Source organism: Mycolicibacterium lacusdiani (assembly GCF_021916785.1).
In the GTDB taxonomy this organism is placed as follows: Bacteria; Actinomycetota; Actinomycetes; order Mycobacteriales; family Mycobacteriaceae; genus Mycobacterium; species Mycobacterium lacusdiani.
This window is the reverse complement of record NZ_JAKCFC010000003.1, coordinates 1-16074: the sequence shown is the minus strand read 5'-3', so window position 1 is coordinate 16074 and position 16074 is coordinate 1. Positions and strand designations below refer to the sequence as shown.

At 67.9% G+C, this 16074-nt stretch carries 15 protein-coding genes and 1 pseudogene; 7 read left to right on the top strand and 9 right to left on the bottom strand.

The features are described 5' to 3' along the window. Nucleotides 1-41: 41 nt before the first annotated feature. Together LOK44_RS09775 and LOK44_RS09770 are read left to right on the top strand one after the other, a co-directional pair. Nucleotides 42-1643: a gamma-glutamyltransferase family protein gene (locus tag LOK44_RS09775; protein ID WP_237569825.1), complete on the top strand. Its 1602-nt coding sequence runs from the start codon at nucleotides 42-44 to the stop codon at nucleotides 1641-1643. Further along, complete coding sequence (locus LOK44_RS09770) at nucleotides 1640-2314, top strand: YoaK family protein (protein WP_237569824.1); 675 nt, start codon at nucleotides 1640-1642, stop codon at nucleotides 2312-2314. The genes LOK44_RS09775 and LOK44_RS09770 overlap by 4 nt, the downstream gene beginning before the upstream one ends. 7 nt (nucleotides 2315-2321) lie before the next feature. On the opposite strand, the gene LOK44_RS09765 is transcribed toward LOK44_RS09770, so the two are convergent. The 3 genes from LOK44_RS09765 to LOK44_RS09755 all read right to left on the bottom strand — a co-directional run bounded on the left by LOK44_RS09765 (nucleotide 2322) and on the right by LOK44_RS09755 (nucleotide 6201). Next, nucleotides 2322-3671, bottom strand: coding sequence for an NAD-dependent succinate-semialdehyde dehydrogenase (locus LOK44_RS09765; protein ID WP_237569823.1), 1350 nt, complete (start codon nucleotides 3669-3671; stop codon nucleotides 2322-2324). Between the two features lie 115 nt (nucleotides 3672-3786). Further along, nucleotides 3787-4647 carry a universal stress protein gene (locus LOK44_RS09760; protein ID WP_237569822.1) on the bottom strand — a complete coding sequence of 287 codons (861 nt, stop codon included), beginning with the start codon at nucleotides 4645-4647 and terminating at the stop codon, nucleotides 3787-3789. A gap of 39 nt (nucleotides 4648-4686) precedes the next feature. After that, on the bottom strand, nucleotides 4687-6201 hold the full coding sequence (locus LOK44_RS09755; protein ID WP_237569821.1) for an APC family permease: 1515 nt from the start codon (nucleotides 6199-6201) through the stop codon (nucleotides 4687-4689). A 169-nt stretch (nucleotides 6202-6370) separates the two neighbouring features. Between LOK44_RS09755 and LOK44_RS09750 the strand changes: the two genes are divergently transcribed. Together LOK44_RS09750 and LOK44_RS09745 are read left to right on the top strand one after the other, a co-directional pair. Beyond that, nucleotides 6371-7564: an MFS transporter gene (locus LOK44_RS09750; protein ID WP_237569820.1), complete on the top strand. Its 1194-nt coding sequence runs from the start codon at nucleotides 6371-6373 to the stop codon at nucleotides 7562-7564. Between the two features lie 9 nt (nucleotides 7565-7573). Continuing rightward, nucleotides 7574-8491: a sigma-70 family RNA polymerase sigma factor gene (locus tag LOK44_RS09745; RefSeq protein ID WP_237569819.1), complete on the top strand. Its 918-nt coding sequence runs from the start codon at nucleotides 7574-7576 to the stop codon at nucleotides 8489-8491. On the opposite strand, the gene LOK44_RS09740 is transcribed toward LOK44_RS09745, so the two are convergent. From LOK44_RS09740 to sdhC, 5 genes are all read right to left on the bottom strand, one after another. Next, complete coding sequence (locus LOK44_RS09740) at nucleotides 8488-9060, bottom strand: carboxymuconolactone decarboxylase family protein (RefSeq protein WP_237569818.1); 573 nt, start codon at nucleotides 9058-9060, stop codon at nucleotides 8488-8490. The two genes, LOK44_RS09745 and LOK44_RS09740, sit on opposite strands and share 4 nt — an antisense overlap. A gap of 258 nt (nucleotides 9061-9318) precedes the next feature. Further along, the gene (locus LOK44_RS09735; RefSeq protein ID WP_237569817.1) at nucleotides 9319-10095 is read right to left on the bottom strand and encodes a succinate dehydrogenase iron-sulfur subunit; all 777 of its coding nucleotides are present in this window, start codon (nucleotides 10093-10095) and stop codon (nucleotides 9319-9321) included. A 2-nt stretch (nucleotides 10096-10097) separates the two neighbouring features. Continuing rightward, complete coding sequence (gene sdhA, locus LOK44_RS09730) at nucleotides 10098-11891, bottom strand: succinate dehydrogenase flavoprotein subunit (RefSeq protein ID WP_237569816.1); 1794 nt, start codon at nucleotides 11889-11891, stop codon at nucleotides 10098-10100. A gap of 55 nt (nucleotides 11892-11946) precedes the next feature. Beyond that, nucleotides 11947-12429, bottom strand: a complete 483-nt coding sequence (locus tag LOK44_RS09725) for a succinate dehydrogenase hydrophobic membrane anchor subunit (RefSeq protein WP_237569815.1) — start codon at nucleotides 12427-12429, stop codon at nucleotides 11947-11949. Continuing rightward, entirely contained in the window at nucleotides 12426-12854 is a 429-nt protein-coding gene (gene sdhC / locus LOK44_RS09720) for a succinate dehydrogenase, cytochrome b556 subunit (protein WP_163918800.1), read from the bottom strand. Before sdhC ends, LOK44_RS09725 begins: the two co-directional genes overlap by 4 nt. Before the next feature lie 241 nt (nucleotides 12855-13095). On the opposite strand from sdhC, the gene LOK44_RS09715 reads away from it, so the two are divergent. From LOK44_RS09715 to LOK44_RS09705, 3 genes are read left to right on the top strand one after another with little or no spacing between them, the layout of a single operon-like run. After that, nucleotides 13096-13515 (top strand): cytidine deaminase, encoded by a 420-nt coding sequence (locus tag LOK44_RS09715; protein WP_308192725.1) that lies wholly within the window; start codon nucleotides 13096-13098, stop codon nucleotides 13513-13515. Continuing rightward, the gene (locus LOK44_RS09710) at nucleotides 13512-14849 is read left to right on the top strand and encodes a thymidine phosphorylase (RefSeq protein WP_237569814.1); all 1338 of its coding nucleotides are present in this window, start codon (nucleotides 13512-13514) and stop codon (nucleotides 14847-14849) included. Before LOK44_RS09715 ends, LOK44_RS09710 begins: the two co-directional genes overlap by 4 nt. A gap of 8 nt (nucleotides 14850-14857) precedes the next feature. After that, a complete protein-coding gene (locus tag LOK44_RS09705) occupies nucleotides 14858-15946 on the top strand; it encodes an adenosine deaminase (RefSeq protein ID WP_237569813.1) in 1089 nt (362 codons plus the stop codon). On the opposite strand, the pseudogene LOK44_RS09700 reads toward LOK44_RS09705, so the two are convergent. Continuing rightward, nucleotides 15943-16074, bottom strand: a pseudogene (locus tag LOK44_RS09700) (IS481 family transposase); the annotation flags it as partial. The gene LOK44_RS09705 and the pseudogene LOK44_RS09700 sit on opposite strands and share 4 nt — an antisense overlap.

Genomic DNA, 16074 nt, shown 5'->3' with positions numbered 1-16074 from the left:
CACCCGTCGTCGATACGACCCCACGAGGGAGCAGTCCAACCGTGCCCACACCGCGCCACGGTGCCTTCACCGGCGCCATCGCCACACCGCATGCCGCCGCGACGGACGCCGCCGTCGCGGCCTACCGGGATGGCGGAACCGCCATCGACGCAGCCATCGCCGCCGCCGCCGTCCTCACCGTCGTCTATCCACACAACGTGGCACTGGGTGGTGATCTGATCGCGGTGGTGCGCACCCCCGATGGCACCGTGCGCCACGTCAACGCCTCGGGGTGGGCGGGTGCGGCCACCGACGTCGCCGCGATGCAGGCCGAGCACGGCGCCGCGCTCCCGGACCGTGGCGCGGACACCGTCACCGTCCCCGGTGGCGTCCGCGGCTGGGAAGCGCTGCGCGGCTTTGGAAGTCGACTACCGTGGGAGCGCCTGCTGCGGCCCGCCGAGAAGGCCGCGAGGGACGGAGTGCCGGTGCCGGCATCCCTGCACGCGCACCTCGTCGATCCGGAGAATGCGGATCTGCACGGATCCGCGGACTTCGAACGGGTGTTCCGTCCGGGTGGGCGGGAGCTGCGACTCGGCGATCGCCTTCGGCAGCCGGCGCTGGCAGAGACCTTCGCCGCGCTGGCCAAGGGCGGGCCCGACGAGTTCTACACCGGTGGCCTCGCCGCACGCACCGTCGAGTATCTGCGCTCGCGCGGATCAGTGCTCGACGCCGCGGACTTCGCCGAATTCCACCCGGAGGTCGGGGATCCCGTGTCGGTCGACTTCCGCGGTCTGACGGTATCCACCAGCCCGCCGAACACGCAGGGCTTCGTGATGCTGCGGGCGTTGCGGGCCATCGACGAACTCGGCATCGACGCTCCGCTCGCCGATGGACTGGGCACGCTGATGCGAATGTTCCACCACGGCAACCGGTTGAGGTCCGACCACCTCGCCGACCCGCGGTACGCCACGGTGGACGTCGCGGCACTGGTGAACGACGATCTGCGCGCGGCCACCTCGCTGGTGGACGCGGCCACCGCGCTTTCGGTACCGCGCGGCGACACCGTGGGAATCGCCGCTGCCGATGGCGACGGCATGGCGGTCTCGTTGATCCAGAGCGTGTTCCACGCGTTCGGCTCGGGACTCGTCGACCCGCGCACCGGCATCCTGTTCCACGATCGCGGCACCAGCTTCTCGCTTCGGCCCGGCTCGCCGAACCTGTTGGCGCCGAGGAAGCGACCGGTGCATACGCTGATGCCGATGATCGTGACTGAGCGTGGCGAGCTGCGGCAGGTGCTGGCAACGATGGGCGGGCAGGGGCAGCCACAGATCCTGACCCAGGTGTTCCTGCGCATGCTGGCCGGGGCTAGCGCCGCCGACGCCGTCGCCGCGCCTCGCGCCATCGTGGGGCGGCAGATGCTGGGCGGGACGGAGGACACCGTCGTCGTCGAGTCGGATGCCGACGGCGAAGCGCTGGCGGCGCTGCGCGCGTCGGGCCTCTCGGTCGACGAGGTACCGCCGCACACCGAGGGACTCGGCCAGGCCAACGCGGTCACCGCGGACTCGAGCGGGCAGCTCACCGCAGCGGCCGACCCACGTGCCGACGGATCGGCGATCGTCGCGCACTACGCCCGCCACCAGCGACCCCCGTTGGTCGGGCAGTGAGCCGCCATCTCCACCTGTGGCTGATGATGACGCTGACCGTGGTGACCGGGGCGCTCGACGCCGTCGGCTATCTCGGTCTGGATCGGGTGTTCACCGGCAACATGACCGGGAACGTGGTCATCCTCGGCATGGGCATCGCCGCCGACGAGGGACTCCCGGTGGCCGGGCCACTCATCGCGCTGCTCGGGTACGTGGTGGGAGCGGCGCTCGTCGGCGGCCTGATCCGTGGTCGCAAGCGCGCGTGGACCGCCGTGGTGACCGCCACCGTCGTCGCCAACTCCGTGGTGCTCGCCGCCGTGGCGACGGCACTGCTGTTCGTACCCGAACCGGGGGGTTCACCGGCCGGAATTGCCTGCGCTGCAACGATCGCCATCGTCATGGGAGCCCAGGCGTCCGTTGCGCGGTTCCTCGCGGTGACCGACATGACCACCGTGGTGGTGACGTCGACCATCACGTCATACGCGAGCGAGACGCTGTTCAAGGGCGGGTTGACGTGGTTCACTCACCGCCGGCTGTGGGCCGTCGTGGCCATCTTCGCCGGAGCGCTGGCTGGCGGCTTGATGATCAAGCTTCACATCAGTGTGCCGGTGTACGCCGCGGCCGCCGCGACGCTCGTCTGCGGAGTGCTCGGGCACGTCCTCTGGGAGCGCACGGCGGCCACGGTCACGTAACCGGTCCTCAGACGATGCGGATCAGCTTCTTGTTGACGAACTCGTCGATGCCGAACCGGCCGAGCTCACGCCCGAAGCCCGACCGCTTGACGCCGCCGAACGGTAGCTCGGCACCCTCGGCGCCCACGGCGTTGACGAACACCATGCCGGCGTCGATGCGATCGGCGACCCGCCGGGCCTGCTCGTCATCGGTGGTGAACACGTAGGAACCCAGTCCGAACGGGGTGTCGTTGGCGAGTTCGACGGCCTCGTCCTCGTTGGCGACCTTGTACACCGTGGCGACCGGCCCGAACAGCTCCTCGCGGTACGTCGCCGAATCGGGTGAGACCCCCGTCAGCACGCCCGGCGGGAAGAACGCACCCTTGCGCTCACCGTCGGTGATCAGGTTCGCACCGTCGTCGACGGCGCGCTTGACCTGATCGTCGAGCCGCTCGGCCGCGGCGACCGAGGACAGCGGGGCCAGACCGTCCGCCTTCTCGAGCACCTTCTTGGTGAACTTGTCGACGAACTCGTCGTAGACGTCCTCGGCCACGATGATCCGCTTGGCCGCGTTGCACGCCTGGCCGGTGTTCTCGAACCGACCGTCGATCGCCGCCTCGACGGTCGAGTCGAGGTCGTCGGTGCTCAGCAGGATGAACGGGTCGGAGCCGCCGAGTTCCAGCACGACCTTCTTGAGGTTGCGGCCGGCGATCTCGGCGACCGCTGCTCCCGCGCGCTCGGAGCCGGTGAGCGAAACGCCCTGCACGCGTGGGTCGGCGATCGCCTCGGCGATCTGCTCGTTGGTGGCGTAGACGTTGACGTAGGCACCCTCGGGGTAGCCGGCGTCGAGGAAGATCTGCTGCAGCGCGGCAGCCGATTCCGGGCACTGCGGGGCGTGCTTGAGCACGATCGTGTTGCCCAGCACCAGGTTCGGGCCTGCGAAGCGGGCCACCTGGTAGTACGGGTAGTTCCACGGCATGATGCCCAGCAGCACGCCGACCGAGCTGCGGCGGATCAGGGCCGAACCGTCGCCCTCGAGCAGCTCGATGGGCTCGTCGGCGAGGAACTTCTCGGCGTTGTCGGCGTAGTAGGTGTAGATCGCCGCGCTGAACTCGACCTCGCCGACCGACTGGTCGAGCGGCTTGCCCATCTCGCGCTGGATGATCTTGGCGAGGTCGTCCTTGCGTTCCTCGTGCAGCTCGGCGACCCGGCGGATCAGCGCTGCGCGGTCGGCGACGCTGGAGGTGCGCGACCACTCGCGGTGGGCCTTCGCCGCGGCGGAGATTGCCTGCTCGATCTGCTCGTCGGTGGCAGTCGGGTATTCCTTGACCAGCTCGCCCGTCGATGGATCGACGACGGCGTACAGGGACGTGCTCATGTGATGGTGCTCCTTCTGGGAAGCGGCATGTTCTCTTCGATCCTTCACGAATTCAGTCGCGGTCCGCAACGTTCGCGACGAAATCAGTATGCGGGGCGGTGTCCCCGCGGCGGGCTCACTCGGCGCGGGGCACGACCACCACGGGCACGTCCACCCCGGCCAGGATGCGTGCGGCGGTGGAGCCGAGGAAGATGCGCCGCGGCGCGGCGAAGCGGCTCGACCCCACGATCAGCAGTGCGCCGTCGGCCCAGTTGAGCTTCTTGAGGGCGGACTCCAGGGTCAGGCCGTCGGCCACCAGTGACTCGATCTCGGGGGAGTCCGGCAGGGTGCGGGCCGCGACGGCGAGGTTCTCCTCCGCCGCCTCGACCTGGATCTGGCGGACCTCCTTGACGCTGGCGGCCTCGGCGAGGTTCTCCGCCGAGACCAGCGACAGCATGCGGATGGGCAGTGTGCCTGCGCTGGCTAGCGTCAGCGCAAACGGCAGGGGGTTGTCGTCCCCGGGCCGGGTGGGGATGGCCGCGGTGATGGCCACGATGGCGTCGTCGGGGTCCTCGGCATAGCCGCGGGGTGCCAGCGCGACAGGGAGCGGTGAAGAATGCAGTAGGGCTTGGGTGACCGGTCCAATGGTGTGGCCGCCGAAGAATCCGTCGCGGGCGCCGCCGACCACGATGAGGTCGGAGTGCTTCTCGACGGCGAACCCGACCAGCGATTCGGCGAACGACTCACCGACCAGCACCGTCGACTCCGCGCGGACGCCATCTGCGCTCAGCGCCGATAGCGCCCGGCCGACCCACTGCTCGCCCTTGTTAACCAACAGCTGCTGGTACTCGGCGCGGCCGGGGTGCCCGTCGGGGAACTCCTCCCGGACCACCAACACGACGTCGACGGTCGCGTCGAACGTCCTGGCAAGCACGCTGGCCAGCGCGACGCCGTCGTCGCCCGTCGGAGTGGCCAGGTAGCCGACCGTCAAGTGCATGTTCTCTCCTTTGGGCGGCGTGCCCGTTCTCTCGAAGGATCAGAAGGTGTCAGGGACCTTGGCCTCGGTGGAGGCGTTGAGCGTCTCGCCACGGAAGAAGCGCTTGGTCCCGAACGCCCAGCACGCCAACATCAACGGGACGCCCAGCGCCAACATGCCGACGCCGAGCACGAAGACGCCGCCGATGGGGCCGAACGCCGTGTAGCCGTAGTCGGGCTGGATCATGTCGATCGCGCTCTTGACGAAGGCCAACGTGAGTGCGATGGCGCCCAGCAGTGGAAAGAGGCCGCGCATGAAGAAGTTGCGGGCGCTCTGGAACAGGGTCCTGCGGAAGTACCAGACACATGCGTACGCGGTGATGCCGTAGTAGAACGCGACCGCGAGGCCGAGCGAGGCAATCGAATCGGCCAGGGCGTTCTGGCTGACGAGCGTCAGCACCAGGTAGAAGGTGAGGGCCGAGATCCCCATGACGATGGTGCCGAACGCGGGTGTCATGTACTTGGGGTGCACGTTCGAGAAGCGCTTCGGGATGGCCTCGTAGACGGCCATTGACAGACTGCCGCGGGCGGTGGGAAGGATGGTCGTCTGCGTCGAGGACAGCGCGGAGATGGACACCGTCAGCAGTAGCAGCGAGGCGACGATGCTGCCGGCCACCGGTTCGCCGAGGATCGTGAGGGTGTCGCTGACGTTCTCTTCGTTGGTCAGTCCGATGCCGGTGTCGCCGAAGCCCGCGAACGACTGCACGGCATAGGCCACCAGCACGTAGGTGAACACCAGGATCAGCGTCGTGATGACGGCCGCTCGACCCGGTGTCTTCTCGGGATCCTTGGTCTCCTCGCCGACGGCCAGGCAGGAGTCCCAGCCCCAGTAGATGAAGATGCACAGGATGACGGCGGCGGCGATCGAGGACATGTCCAGTCCGCCCGGCCACAGCCAGCTCCACTCGGGCATGATCGCCTGGTCACCGGCCGTGCCGCTGAAGACTCGAATCAACGCGATGACGCTCACGGAGATGAGCACGCCGAACTGCACGGCGATCATGACGTATTGGATGCGTTCGGACACCACGATGCCGCGCGCACTGACCAGCGTCATCGCGATGATGAAGAACGACCCCAACAGGACCTTCGCGGTGAGCGACTCGGCCAACCCGTCCAAGCCGAGGAACCGGTAGAGGTAGATGGCAGCGACCTCGGCGACGTTCGCGAGGACGATGATCGCCGATACGGCGAGGCCCCAACCGCCGATCCAGCCGATCCAGGGCCCGAATGCCTTTGTGCCCCAGGTGAACGTGGTCCCGCAGTCCGGCGTGTCCTGCGACAGTTCCTTGTACGCGAACGCCACGAGGAGCATGGGGATGAACGCAAGAACGAACATCGACGGAGCCTTCTCGCCGACTGCGAGCACCACGAAGCCCAAGGTGGCGGCGAGGCTGTAGGCCGGAGCGACCGACGCGAGTCCGATGGTGACGTTGCCCAGCAGGCCGAGTGCGCCGGCTTGAAGGCCCTTGTCCACGACAGCGGGCGCGGTCCCCGGCTGTTCAGCGATTGCCATGGTGGCTGAATATACGGTTCCGCTGATTACGACGGGTCGATACCACGAATCGGTTCCGTTACGGGTGGGGCCACGACTGATTCCGTCGGACTGCGGGGTCCGAATCCCGCCAGCGCCTGGCGGTACTCGGTGCTGGACTGCTCCTGAGAACGACGGATCGGAGCATGCAGTGCCATTCACATTGAACCCGTTGCGGGCCCGCCGAGCAGATGCGGTGGTCGATCGATGGCCAGGGGTGGTCGCGGCGATGGCGGGCATCTTCGCGATCGTGACGAGCGAGATCCTGCCCATCGGTCTTCTCTTGCCGATCGCAGCGGAGTTCAGGCTGACCGCGGGGGTCTCGGGCGTGATGATGACCGTGCCCGGTCTCGTGGCGGCGGTGACCGCCCCGTTGGCCACCGCGTTCACTCGATCGACCGACCGCCGCACGATGTCGTTGGTGTGGATGGGATTGCTGGCGGCGTCGAACCTGATCTGCGCGCTCGCCACCGACTTCTGGATGATCCTCGGCGCGCGGATCCTGGTGGGGATCGTCATCGGCGGGTTCTGGTCCATCGGCCCCGGTCTCGCGGGCCGTCTGGTCCAGCGCAGCCGCGTAGGCCGGGCGACGTCGACGATCTTCCTGGCCGTTCCGCTGGGCTCGGTGCTCGGTGTCCCGCTCGGCACGTTCATCGCCGACGTCGCCGGTTGGCGGGCGGCGTTCGTCGGCTTGACCGTCGTCTCGCTGGCGGTGCTGGTCGCGCTGGCGTGCACTCTGCCGTCGCTTCCGGCCGGTGGTGGCACGCGGTTGTCCGCGATCGCTGGGTCACTGCGCCTGCGCGGCATCCGTACCGGTCTGCTGGTGACGTTCCTGGTCGTAATGGCGCACTTCGCCACCTATACGTACGTCTCGGCGTTCCTCGAGGGTGTCACCGCACTGGACCTCGGAGCCATCAGCGCAGTCCTCCTGGCGTACGGCGTCGCCGGACTGGCCGGCAATCTGTTGGCCGGAGCGACGATCGAGCGACACCTGCGTGCGACGTTCGCGGTCGCCGCCGCTTCGATCGCCTCGGGGACTCTGCTGCTGCCGGTCTTCGGCGCGCACCCGGCCGGTGCGCTGATCCTGTTGATGCTGTGGGGTTTTGGATACGGCGCCGTGCCCGTGTGCAGTCAGACGTGGCTGGCTCGAGCCTCGGGTGGCACCGGCGAGGTGGGTTCGGTGCTGTTCACCAGCTCGTTCCAGGCCACCATCTCGGTCGGCGCGCTGGTAGGTGGCGCCGTGCTCGACGGCGCGTCGACGGTGGCGCTGATGTTGATCGGCGGAACGGTTGCCGTCGTGGCGGCCACGTTGATCGTCCTGTCCCGGACCGGCGCGCGTCGATAGGCTCGTGGGGTGACCACACGGGTCGACGAGTTCGAGCGGCTGCGACCGCATCTGCTCGCCGTCGCCTACCGATTGACCGGCACGTTCGCCGACGCCGAGGATGCGGTGCAGGACGCCTGGCTGCGGTGGAACGGCCTGGGTGCCAAGCGTGACGGCATTGCCGATCCCAGGGCGTGGCTGACCACCGTGGTGAGCCGTATCGGCCTCGACCGGTTGCGGTCCGCGGCGCACCGCCGGGAGACGTACGTGGGGGAGTGGCTGCCCGAGCCGGTCGTCACGTCGTTGCAGGGCGCCGATCCGCTGGCCGCGGTCGTGGCGGGCGAGGACGCCCGGTTCGCCGCGATGGTCGTCCTCGAGCGGCTGACACCCGACCAGCGGGTGGCGTTCGTGCTGCACGACGGCTTCACGGTGCCGTTCGCGGAGATCGCCGACGTACTGGGCGTCAGCGAGGCATCGGCGCGTCAGTTGGCGTCGCGGGCCCGCCGCACCGTGGCAGGCGCGGCCCCGCCCCCACGCGACCCGAACCACGACGAGGTGGTCGGCAAGCTGATGGCCGCGATGGCCAGCGGTGACCTATCCGCCGTCGTCGCCCTGCTGCACCCCGAGGTCACGTTCACGGGCGACTCGAATCGCAGGGCGCCGACGGCCCCTCGCGTCATCCACGGCCCGGAGAAGGTGGCGCGGTTCTTCTTCGGTCTGGCCGCCAGGTATGGGCCGAACATGTTCTCCGGCGGGAGCTTTGCGCTCGTCAACGGCGAGTTGGGTTTCTATAGCGAGCGCACCCAGACCGGCGGCGACTGGCCGGAGCTGGCGCCGCGCATCCAGGCGCTCACGGTGCGCGACGGCCTGGTGTACGCCATCTGGGACGTCGCCAACCCGGACAAGTTCACCGCGTCGCCACTGGCCGGAGCCGAGTCCCCGAACTAGGTCGCCCAGGGCACCCGGCACGCGTCGCCGGAGCTGAAGCCCTGCTCGGTGATGCCCAGCGCGGTGTTCATCCTGGCCCGCATGTTCTCGACGCCGATCTGGTAGGTCAGCTCCATGACGCCCTTGTCGCCGAACCGGTTTCGCAGATCGGCGACCTGTTCGTCGGTGACGGCGTGGGGGTCGGTGGTGATCGCGTCGGCGTAGGCGATCGCGGCGCGTTCGTCGTCGGAGAAGTGCGGCGAGGTGGCGTATGCGTCGATCTGCTGGAGCCGGTCGAGGTCGAGGCCGTCCATCCGCATCAGCATCGAACCGAAGTCGACGCACCAAGAGCAGCCGACGGTGCGCGCGGTCCAGTAGACGGCGAGCTGGCGGACGCTGGCGGGCAGGGCTCCCGACGCCCGGTCCAGCATGCCCTCGTGCACGGCGCCGGCGAGCATCAGCCCGGGATGGTGGGCGTACACCGCGAAGGGTTTGGGGACCTCGCCGAAGCGACGCCGCGTGTAGCGCCACATCAGCCGGGTCATCAGCGATGCCTTGGTGGGGGACAGGGGTTCGAGTCGCGTGGTCATACGCGTCAGACGACGCAGCCCCGGGATGTGTGACAGGGGGCCTTTCTTCGGAAGGCACCTTCTCCCGGGGTCCCCTTCCCCGGCGAGCGTGCGTGTCTGCGGGCGACACGCCGCTCTAAAACCGGAGTTCGCGCACGCTCGATTGCATGCGACCGCCGTGAGCGTGCGTGAACTCGGGTCGAAACTCGGCGTGTCTTCCGCAGACACGCACGCTCGCGGAAGGGGGTAACCACCCCGGAGAGACAGGCAGGCGGGGGTCTAGCGCGCGAACATCAGTGCGCGCTTGACTTCCTGGATCGCCTTGGTGACCTCGATGCCGCGGGGGCAGGACTCCGTGCAGTTGAACGTGGTGCGGCAGCGCCACACGCCGTCCTTCTCGTTCAGGATGTCGAGACGCTCGGCGGCGGCCTCGTCACGGCTGTCGAAGATGAAGCGATGGGCGTTGACGATCGCGGCCGGGCCGAAGTAGGAGCCCTCGGTCCAGTACACCGGGCAACTGGTGGTGCAGCAGGCGCAGAGGATGCACTTGGTGGTGTCGTCGTAGCGCGCCCGGTCGGTCTGGCTCTGGATGCGTTCGCGCGTCGGCTCGTTGCCGCTGGTGATCAGGAACGGCTTCACTGCGCGGTACGCGTCGAAGAAGGGCTCCATGTCGACGATCAGGTCCTTCTCGACCGGTAGTCCGCGAATCGGCTCGATGGTGATCGTGAGCTGCTTGCCAGGCTTCTTCGGCAGCAGGTCCCGCATCAGCACCTTGCAGGCGAGACGGTTTACGCCGTTGATGCGCATCGCGTCGGAGCCGCACACACCGTGCGCGCAGGACCGGCGGAAGCTCAGCGTGCCGTCGAGGTACCACTTCGCGTAGTGCAGCAGATTCAGCAGCCGGTCGGTGGGCAGGCATGGCACGCGGAAGCTCTGGAAGCCTGCGCCGTCGGGATCGTCGGGGTTGAATCGCGCGATCTTCAACGTCACCATCACCGCGCCCTCGGGCACGGGCGGCTCCTGGGTATCGACCTTGTCGATGGCGGGTGCGCTCATCGTCAGTACTTCCGTTCCATCGGCTCGTAGCGCGTCTGGACCACGGGCTTGTAGTCCAGGCGGATGTCGGACAGCAGGTCGGTGGCCTTGGCCGAGCCCCCGGTCGCGTCGCTCTTGTCGTCGATCACCTTGTACGCCATGGTGTGGCGCATGTAGTTGGTGTCGTCGCGGTTCGGGTAGTCCTCGCGGGCGTGGCCGCCGCGGGACTCCTTGCGGTTCAGTGCGCCTGCGACGGTGACCTCGGCCAGTTCCAGCAGGAAGCCCAGCTCGATGGCCTCGAGCAGGTCGCTGTTGTAGCGCTTGCCCTTGTCCTGCACGGTAATTCGCGCGTACCGCTCCTTGAGGGAGTGGATGTCGGTCATCGCCTGCTTGAGCGTCTCCTCGGTGCGGAACACCGCGGCGTTGTTGTCCATCGACTGCTGCAGGGCGCCACGGATGTCGGCGACGCGCTCGTTGCCGTGCTCGGACAGGATGTCGCCCACCCAGCTCGTCACCATCCCCGCGGGCTGCTCGGGCATGTCGACGAAGTCGTGGTTCATCGCGTAGTCCGCGGCGGCGAGCCCGGCGCGGCGGCCGAACACGTTGATGTCGAGCAGCGAGTTCGTGCCGAGGCGGTTCGAGCCGTGCACCGACACGCATGCGCACTCGCCGGCGGCGTACAGGCCGGGCACGACGGAGTTGTTGTCGCGCAACACCTGTCCGTGCACGGTGGTCGGGATGCCGCCCATCACGTAGTGGCATGTCGGGTATACCGGCACCAGTTCGGTCACCGGGTCGACGCCGAGGTAGGTGCGGGCGAACTCGGTGATGTCTGGGAGCTTCGCCTCGAGGACGTCGGCGCCGAGGTGCCGCACGTCGATGTAGACGTAGTCCTTGTTTGGTCCGGCGCCACGTCCCTCGAGCACCTCGAGAACCATGGACCTGGCGACGATGTCACGCGGCGCGAGGTCGACGATCGTCGGCGCGTATCGCTCCATGAACCGTTCACCGTCGGCGTTGAGCAGGCGACCGCCCTCGCCGCGCACGGCTTCGGAGATCAGGATGCCGAGGCCGGCCAGACCCGTCGGGTGGAACTGGTGGAACTCCATGTCCTCCAGCGGAAGTCCCTTGCGGAACACGATGCCGAGGCCGTCGCCGGTCAGCGTGTGGGCGTTGGACGTGGTCTTGTACATCCGGCCCGACCCGCCGGTGGCGAACACGATCGCCTTGGCGTGGAAGACGTGGACGTCACCGGTGGCCAGCTCGTAGGCGACGATGCCGGTGGCGACCGGGCCGCCGGGCGTGTCCGACAGCACCAGGTCGAGTGCGTAGAACTCGTTGAAGAACTCCACGTCGTGCTTGACGCAGTTTTGGTAGAGGGTCTGCAGGATCATGTGGCCGGTGCGGTCGGCGGCGTAACACGCGCGACGGACGGGTGCCTTGCCGTGATCGCGAGTGTGACCGCCGAAGCGACGCTGGTCGATGCGGCCCTCGGGGGTGCGGTTGAACGGCATCCCCATCTTCTCGAGGTCGTAGACGGCGTCGATGGCCTCACGGCACATGATCTCGACGGCGTCTTGGTCGGCGAGGTAGTCGCCGCCCTTGACGGTGTCGAAGGTGTGCCACTCCCAGTTGTCGTCCTCGACGTTGGCGAGCGCGGCGCACATGCCGCCCTGCGCGGCGCCGGTGTGGCTGCGCGTCGGGTACAGCTTGGTGAGCACTGCCGTACGGGCGCGGGGGCCTGCCTCGACGGCGGCACGCATGCCTGCGCCGCCGGCACCCACGATCACGACGTCGTAGCGGTGTTCAGTAATCACTTCGAGATCACCTGACTTCTTCCAAGTATCGACATTGCACGTTCCGCGCGCCCCGTCACGAGATGTTCGGGTCGAATGTCAGCAGCACGTAAGTACCCAGCACCAGGGTGAAGACGATCGACACCAGCAGCACGGTGTTCAGCCAGAATTTCGTCGAGTCCTTGCGGGTGTAGTCGGCGATGATCGTCCGCATGCCGTTGCCGCCGTGCAGCTGGGCCAGCCAGAGCAGCGCCAAGTCCCAGGTCTGCCAGAACGGTGACGCCCAGCGCTGTGCGATGAAGTTGAAGTCGAGGCGGTACACGCCGTTCTCGACCATCAACATGATGTAGAGGTGACCGAGCGCCAGGAACACCAGCACCAGCCCGGAGAAGCGCATGAACAGCCACGCGTACTTCTCGAAGTTCGGCATCGCGCTGCGACGGCGCGGGGCGCGCGGGTTGTCCAGTCCGGCAGGCCGGTCGAACGCCCGCTGCATCACGGGTGCGGGGCCGCCACGCTCAGTGATGTGGTCGTAGGGGTTCTCCACTGCGGGGCTCATAGGAAACGCTCCACCATGTGCATGCCAATCACTCCGAGCGAGCCGACGAGGGCGGCGATGAAGACTCCGGCGACGACCCACAGCATCTGGCGCTGGTACCGGGGACCGTCCTTCCAGAAGTCGATGAGGATGATCCGGATGCCGTTGAGGGCGTGGTAGAGCACCGCTGCCACCAGGCCCATCTCCATGAGGCCGATGACCGGGGTCTTGTAGGTCTCCATGACCTGGTTTAGCGCCTCGGGGCTGACGCGCAGCAGTGCCATGTCGAGCACGTGCACGAAGAGGAAGAAGAAGATCGTCGCACCGGAGATGCGGTGCAGAACCCACGACCACATGCCCGGGTCGCCGCGGTAGAGAGTGCGGCGGCGCGGTGGGGACGATCGCGGGGCCGGTATGGCCGAATCCGCGGCTGTTGCTGTACTCAATTTCCGACCTCCAACGCCATCGGTGGACGTCCGGGCGAAAGATCCGCTCGATTGTTGCTCAATCGGCGGCGAACCTGCCCAAACCTCGGGTGGGACTCTAATCCCAATAGTCCTCTCCGAAGAACTAGCGTGTGGGCAGGGGGAGCCCTCTCAACGGCGAAGTTAGGGTGTCCTAGCTAGTGATTCGAGCCACCGACACATGTTTTCGGAATGCATTCAGAGCGCGAACTGCGGAGCTGACGTGACGACTGATATCGACTGGAATCTGTTGCGCGACAAGGCAATGGACGTCTCCAGGCATGCCTATGCGCCATACTCCCGGTTTCCGGTGGGTGCGGCCGCTCTGACCAGCGATGCGCGGATCGTGGCCGGTTGCAATGTGGAGAATGTCTCATATGGCCTGGGTCTCTGTGCCGAGTGCGCTGTGGTCTCGGCCCTACATTCCGGCGGCGGCGGACGCCTGATCGCACTGGTGTGCGTGGACGCCTCCGGGCACCTCCTCATGCCGTGCGGACGCTGCCGCCAATTGCTGCTGGAGCACGGCGGCCCCGACATGCTGATCGCCCACCCCGACGGCCCGCGACTGCTGCGCGAACTGCTGCCCGACGCGTTCGGCCCAGACGACATCGAACGCGTGCACGCGGGAGGGCAATCGCAGTGACCCAGTTCACTTCCGACGGGACTCGGGTCACACGAGCCCACCTCGACGCACCCACCGTCATCCGGATCAAGCGTGACGGTGGCGTGCTGTCGGATGCGGCCATCGACTGGGTGATCGACGGGTACACCCACGGTCGCGTGCACGACGAGCAGATGTCGGCGTTGTTGATGGCCATCTTCCTGCGCGGAATGGCCCCGGAGGAGATCGCGCGCTGGACGGCCGCCATGATCGGCTCCGGCGAGCGGTTCGACTTCACCGATCTACGGCGCGACGGGCGGCCGTTGGCGTTGGTTGACAAGCACTCCACGGGCGGGGTCGGAGACAAGATCACGATCCCGCTGGTGCCCGTCGTGATGGCGTGCGGCGCCGCGGTGCCGCAGGCCGCCGGGCGCGGACTCGGGCACACCGGAGGGACGCTCGACAAGCTCGAGTCGATAGCCGGCTTCACCGCCGAGATCTCCAAAAGCCAGATTCGCGAACAACTTCAGGGCATCGGCGCTGCCGTCTTCGCCGCGGGTGATCTCGCGCCCGCCGACCGCAAGATCTACGCCCTGCGCGACGTCACCGCCACGACGGAGTCGCTGCCGCTGATCGCCAGTTCGGTGATGAGCAAGAAGATCGCCGAGGGCGCCCGCGCGCTGGTGCTCGACTCGAAGGTCGGACGCGGCGCGTTCCTCAAGACCGAGGCCGAGTCGCGCGAACTGGCCCGCACGATGGTCGACCTCGGCACGGCGCATGGGGTCCCGACGCGCGCACTGCTCACCGACATGAACCGGCCGCTCGGCCGCGCCGTTGGAAACGCCGTGGAGGTCGCCGAGTCGCTCGACGTGCTGGCAGGCGGCGGCCCGGACGACGTCGTGGAGCTGACGCTGGCCCTCGCACGGGAGATGCTCGACGCCGCAGGGGTCGACGGCACTGACCCGGCACAGACGCTGGCCGACGGCACGGCCATGGACTGCTTCCGCGCGCTGGTCGGCGCGCAGGGCGGGGACCTGTCGCAGCCGTTGCCGGTCGGCGCCCGTTCCGAGACCATCACGGCGCCGCACGGTGGCACGATGGGTGACATCGACGCGATGGCGGTGGGACTTGCGGTGTGGCGGCTCGGGGCGGGCCGTTCGACCCCCGGCGAGCAGGTGCAGTTCGGCGCGGGCGTCGTCATGCACCGGCGACCGGGTGAGCCCGTTGCGGCGGGCGAGGCGCTGTTCACCCTCTACACCGACACCGAGGAACGGTTCGCCGGAGCGATGGCCGAACTCGACGGCGGATGGCGGGTGCTCTCGGCGGACGACCCGAGGCCCGAGATCGGCCCACTCATCATCGATCGGATCACCTAGGAGCTGCGATGACGACGCCGTTGACACTGGAGAACATCCAGCAGGCACCCAAGGCGCTACTGCACGACCACCTCGACGGTGGATTGCGGCCGGCGACCGTGGTGGAGTTGGCCGCCGAATGCGGGTACGACGACCTGCCCGAGACCGACGTCGACGAACTCGCCACGTGGTTCCGCACCCGGGCACACAGTGGGTCGCTGGTCCGCTACCTCGAGCCGTTCGCGCACACCGTCGGCGTCATGCAGACCCCCGAGGCGTTGCACCGGGTCGCCAAGGAGTGCGCCGAGGACCTGGCAGCCGACGCCGTGGTCTACGCCGAGGTGCGGTTCGCGCCCGAGTTGCACATCGAGGGCGGGCTCTCGCTCGACGCGGTCGTCGACGCGGTGCTCGCCGGGTTCGCCGACGGTGAGAAGGCCGCAGCCGCGGAGGGTCGGCCCATCACGGTGCGCTGCCTGGTGACCGCGATGCGGCACGCCGCCCGGTCGCGCGAGATCGCGGAGCTGGCGATCAGATTCCGTGACAAGGGCGTCGTCGGCTTCGACATCGCGGGCGCCGAGGCCGGCTACCCGCCCAGCCGCCACCTCGACGCGTTCGAATACATGCGAGGCAACAACGCGCGCTTCACGATTCACGCCGGAGAGGCATTCGGTCTGCCGTCGATCCACGAGGCCATCGCGTTCTGCGGAGCCGATCGCCTGGGGCACGGTGTCCGCATCGTCGACGACATCGAGCGCATGCCGGACGGCGCGGTGCGCCTCGGGCGACTCGCGTCGCTGTTGCGTGACAAGCGCATTCCGCTGGAGATGTGCCCCAGCAGCAACGTGCAGACCGGCGCCGCGCCGAGCATCGAGGGGCATCCGTTCGACCTCCTGGCGCGGCTGCGGTTCCGCGTCACCGTCAACACCGACAACCGGTTGATGAGCGACACCACGATGAGCCACGAAATGCGGCTGCTGGTCGACGCTTTCGGCTACGGCTGGACCGATCTGCAGCGGTTCACGATCAACGCGATGAAGTCGGCGTTCATCCCGTTCGACGAACGTCTGTCGATCATCGACGACGTCATCAAGCCGCGCTACGCGGTACTCGTCGGCTAGCTGTACTGACCTGAGAGGTTAGGTACGCGGCTGGCGGGTGGTTGACCCCCGAGTGCTGTGTGGCCGCGGTGGTAATTGTAGGTGTGCAGCCATCGTGGGTATTCGGCGCAGCGTTCGGCGTCGCTGGT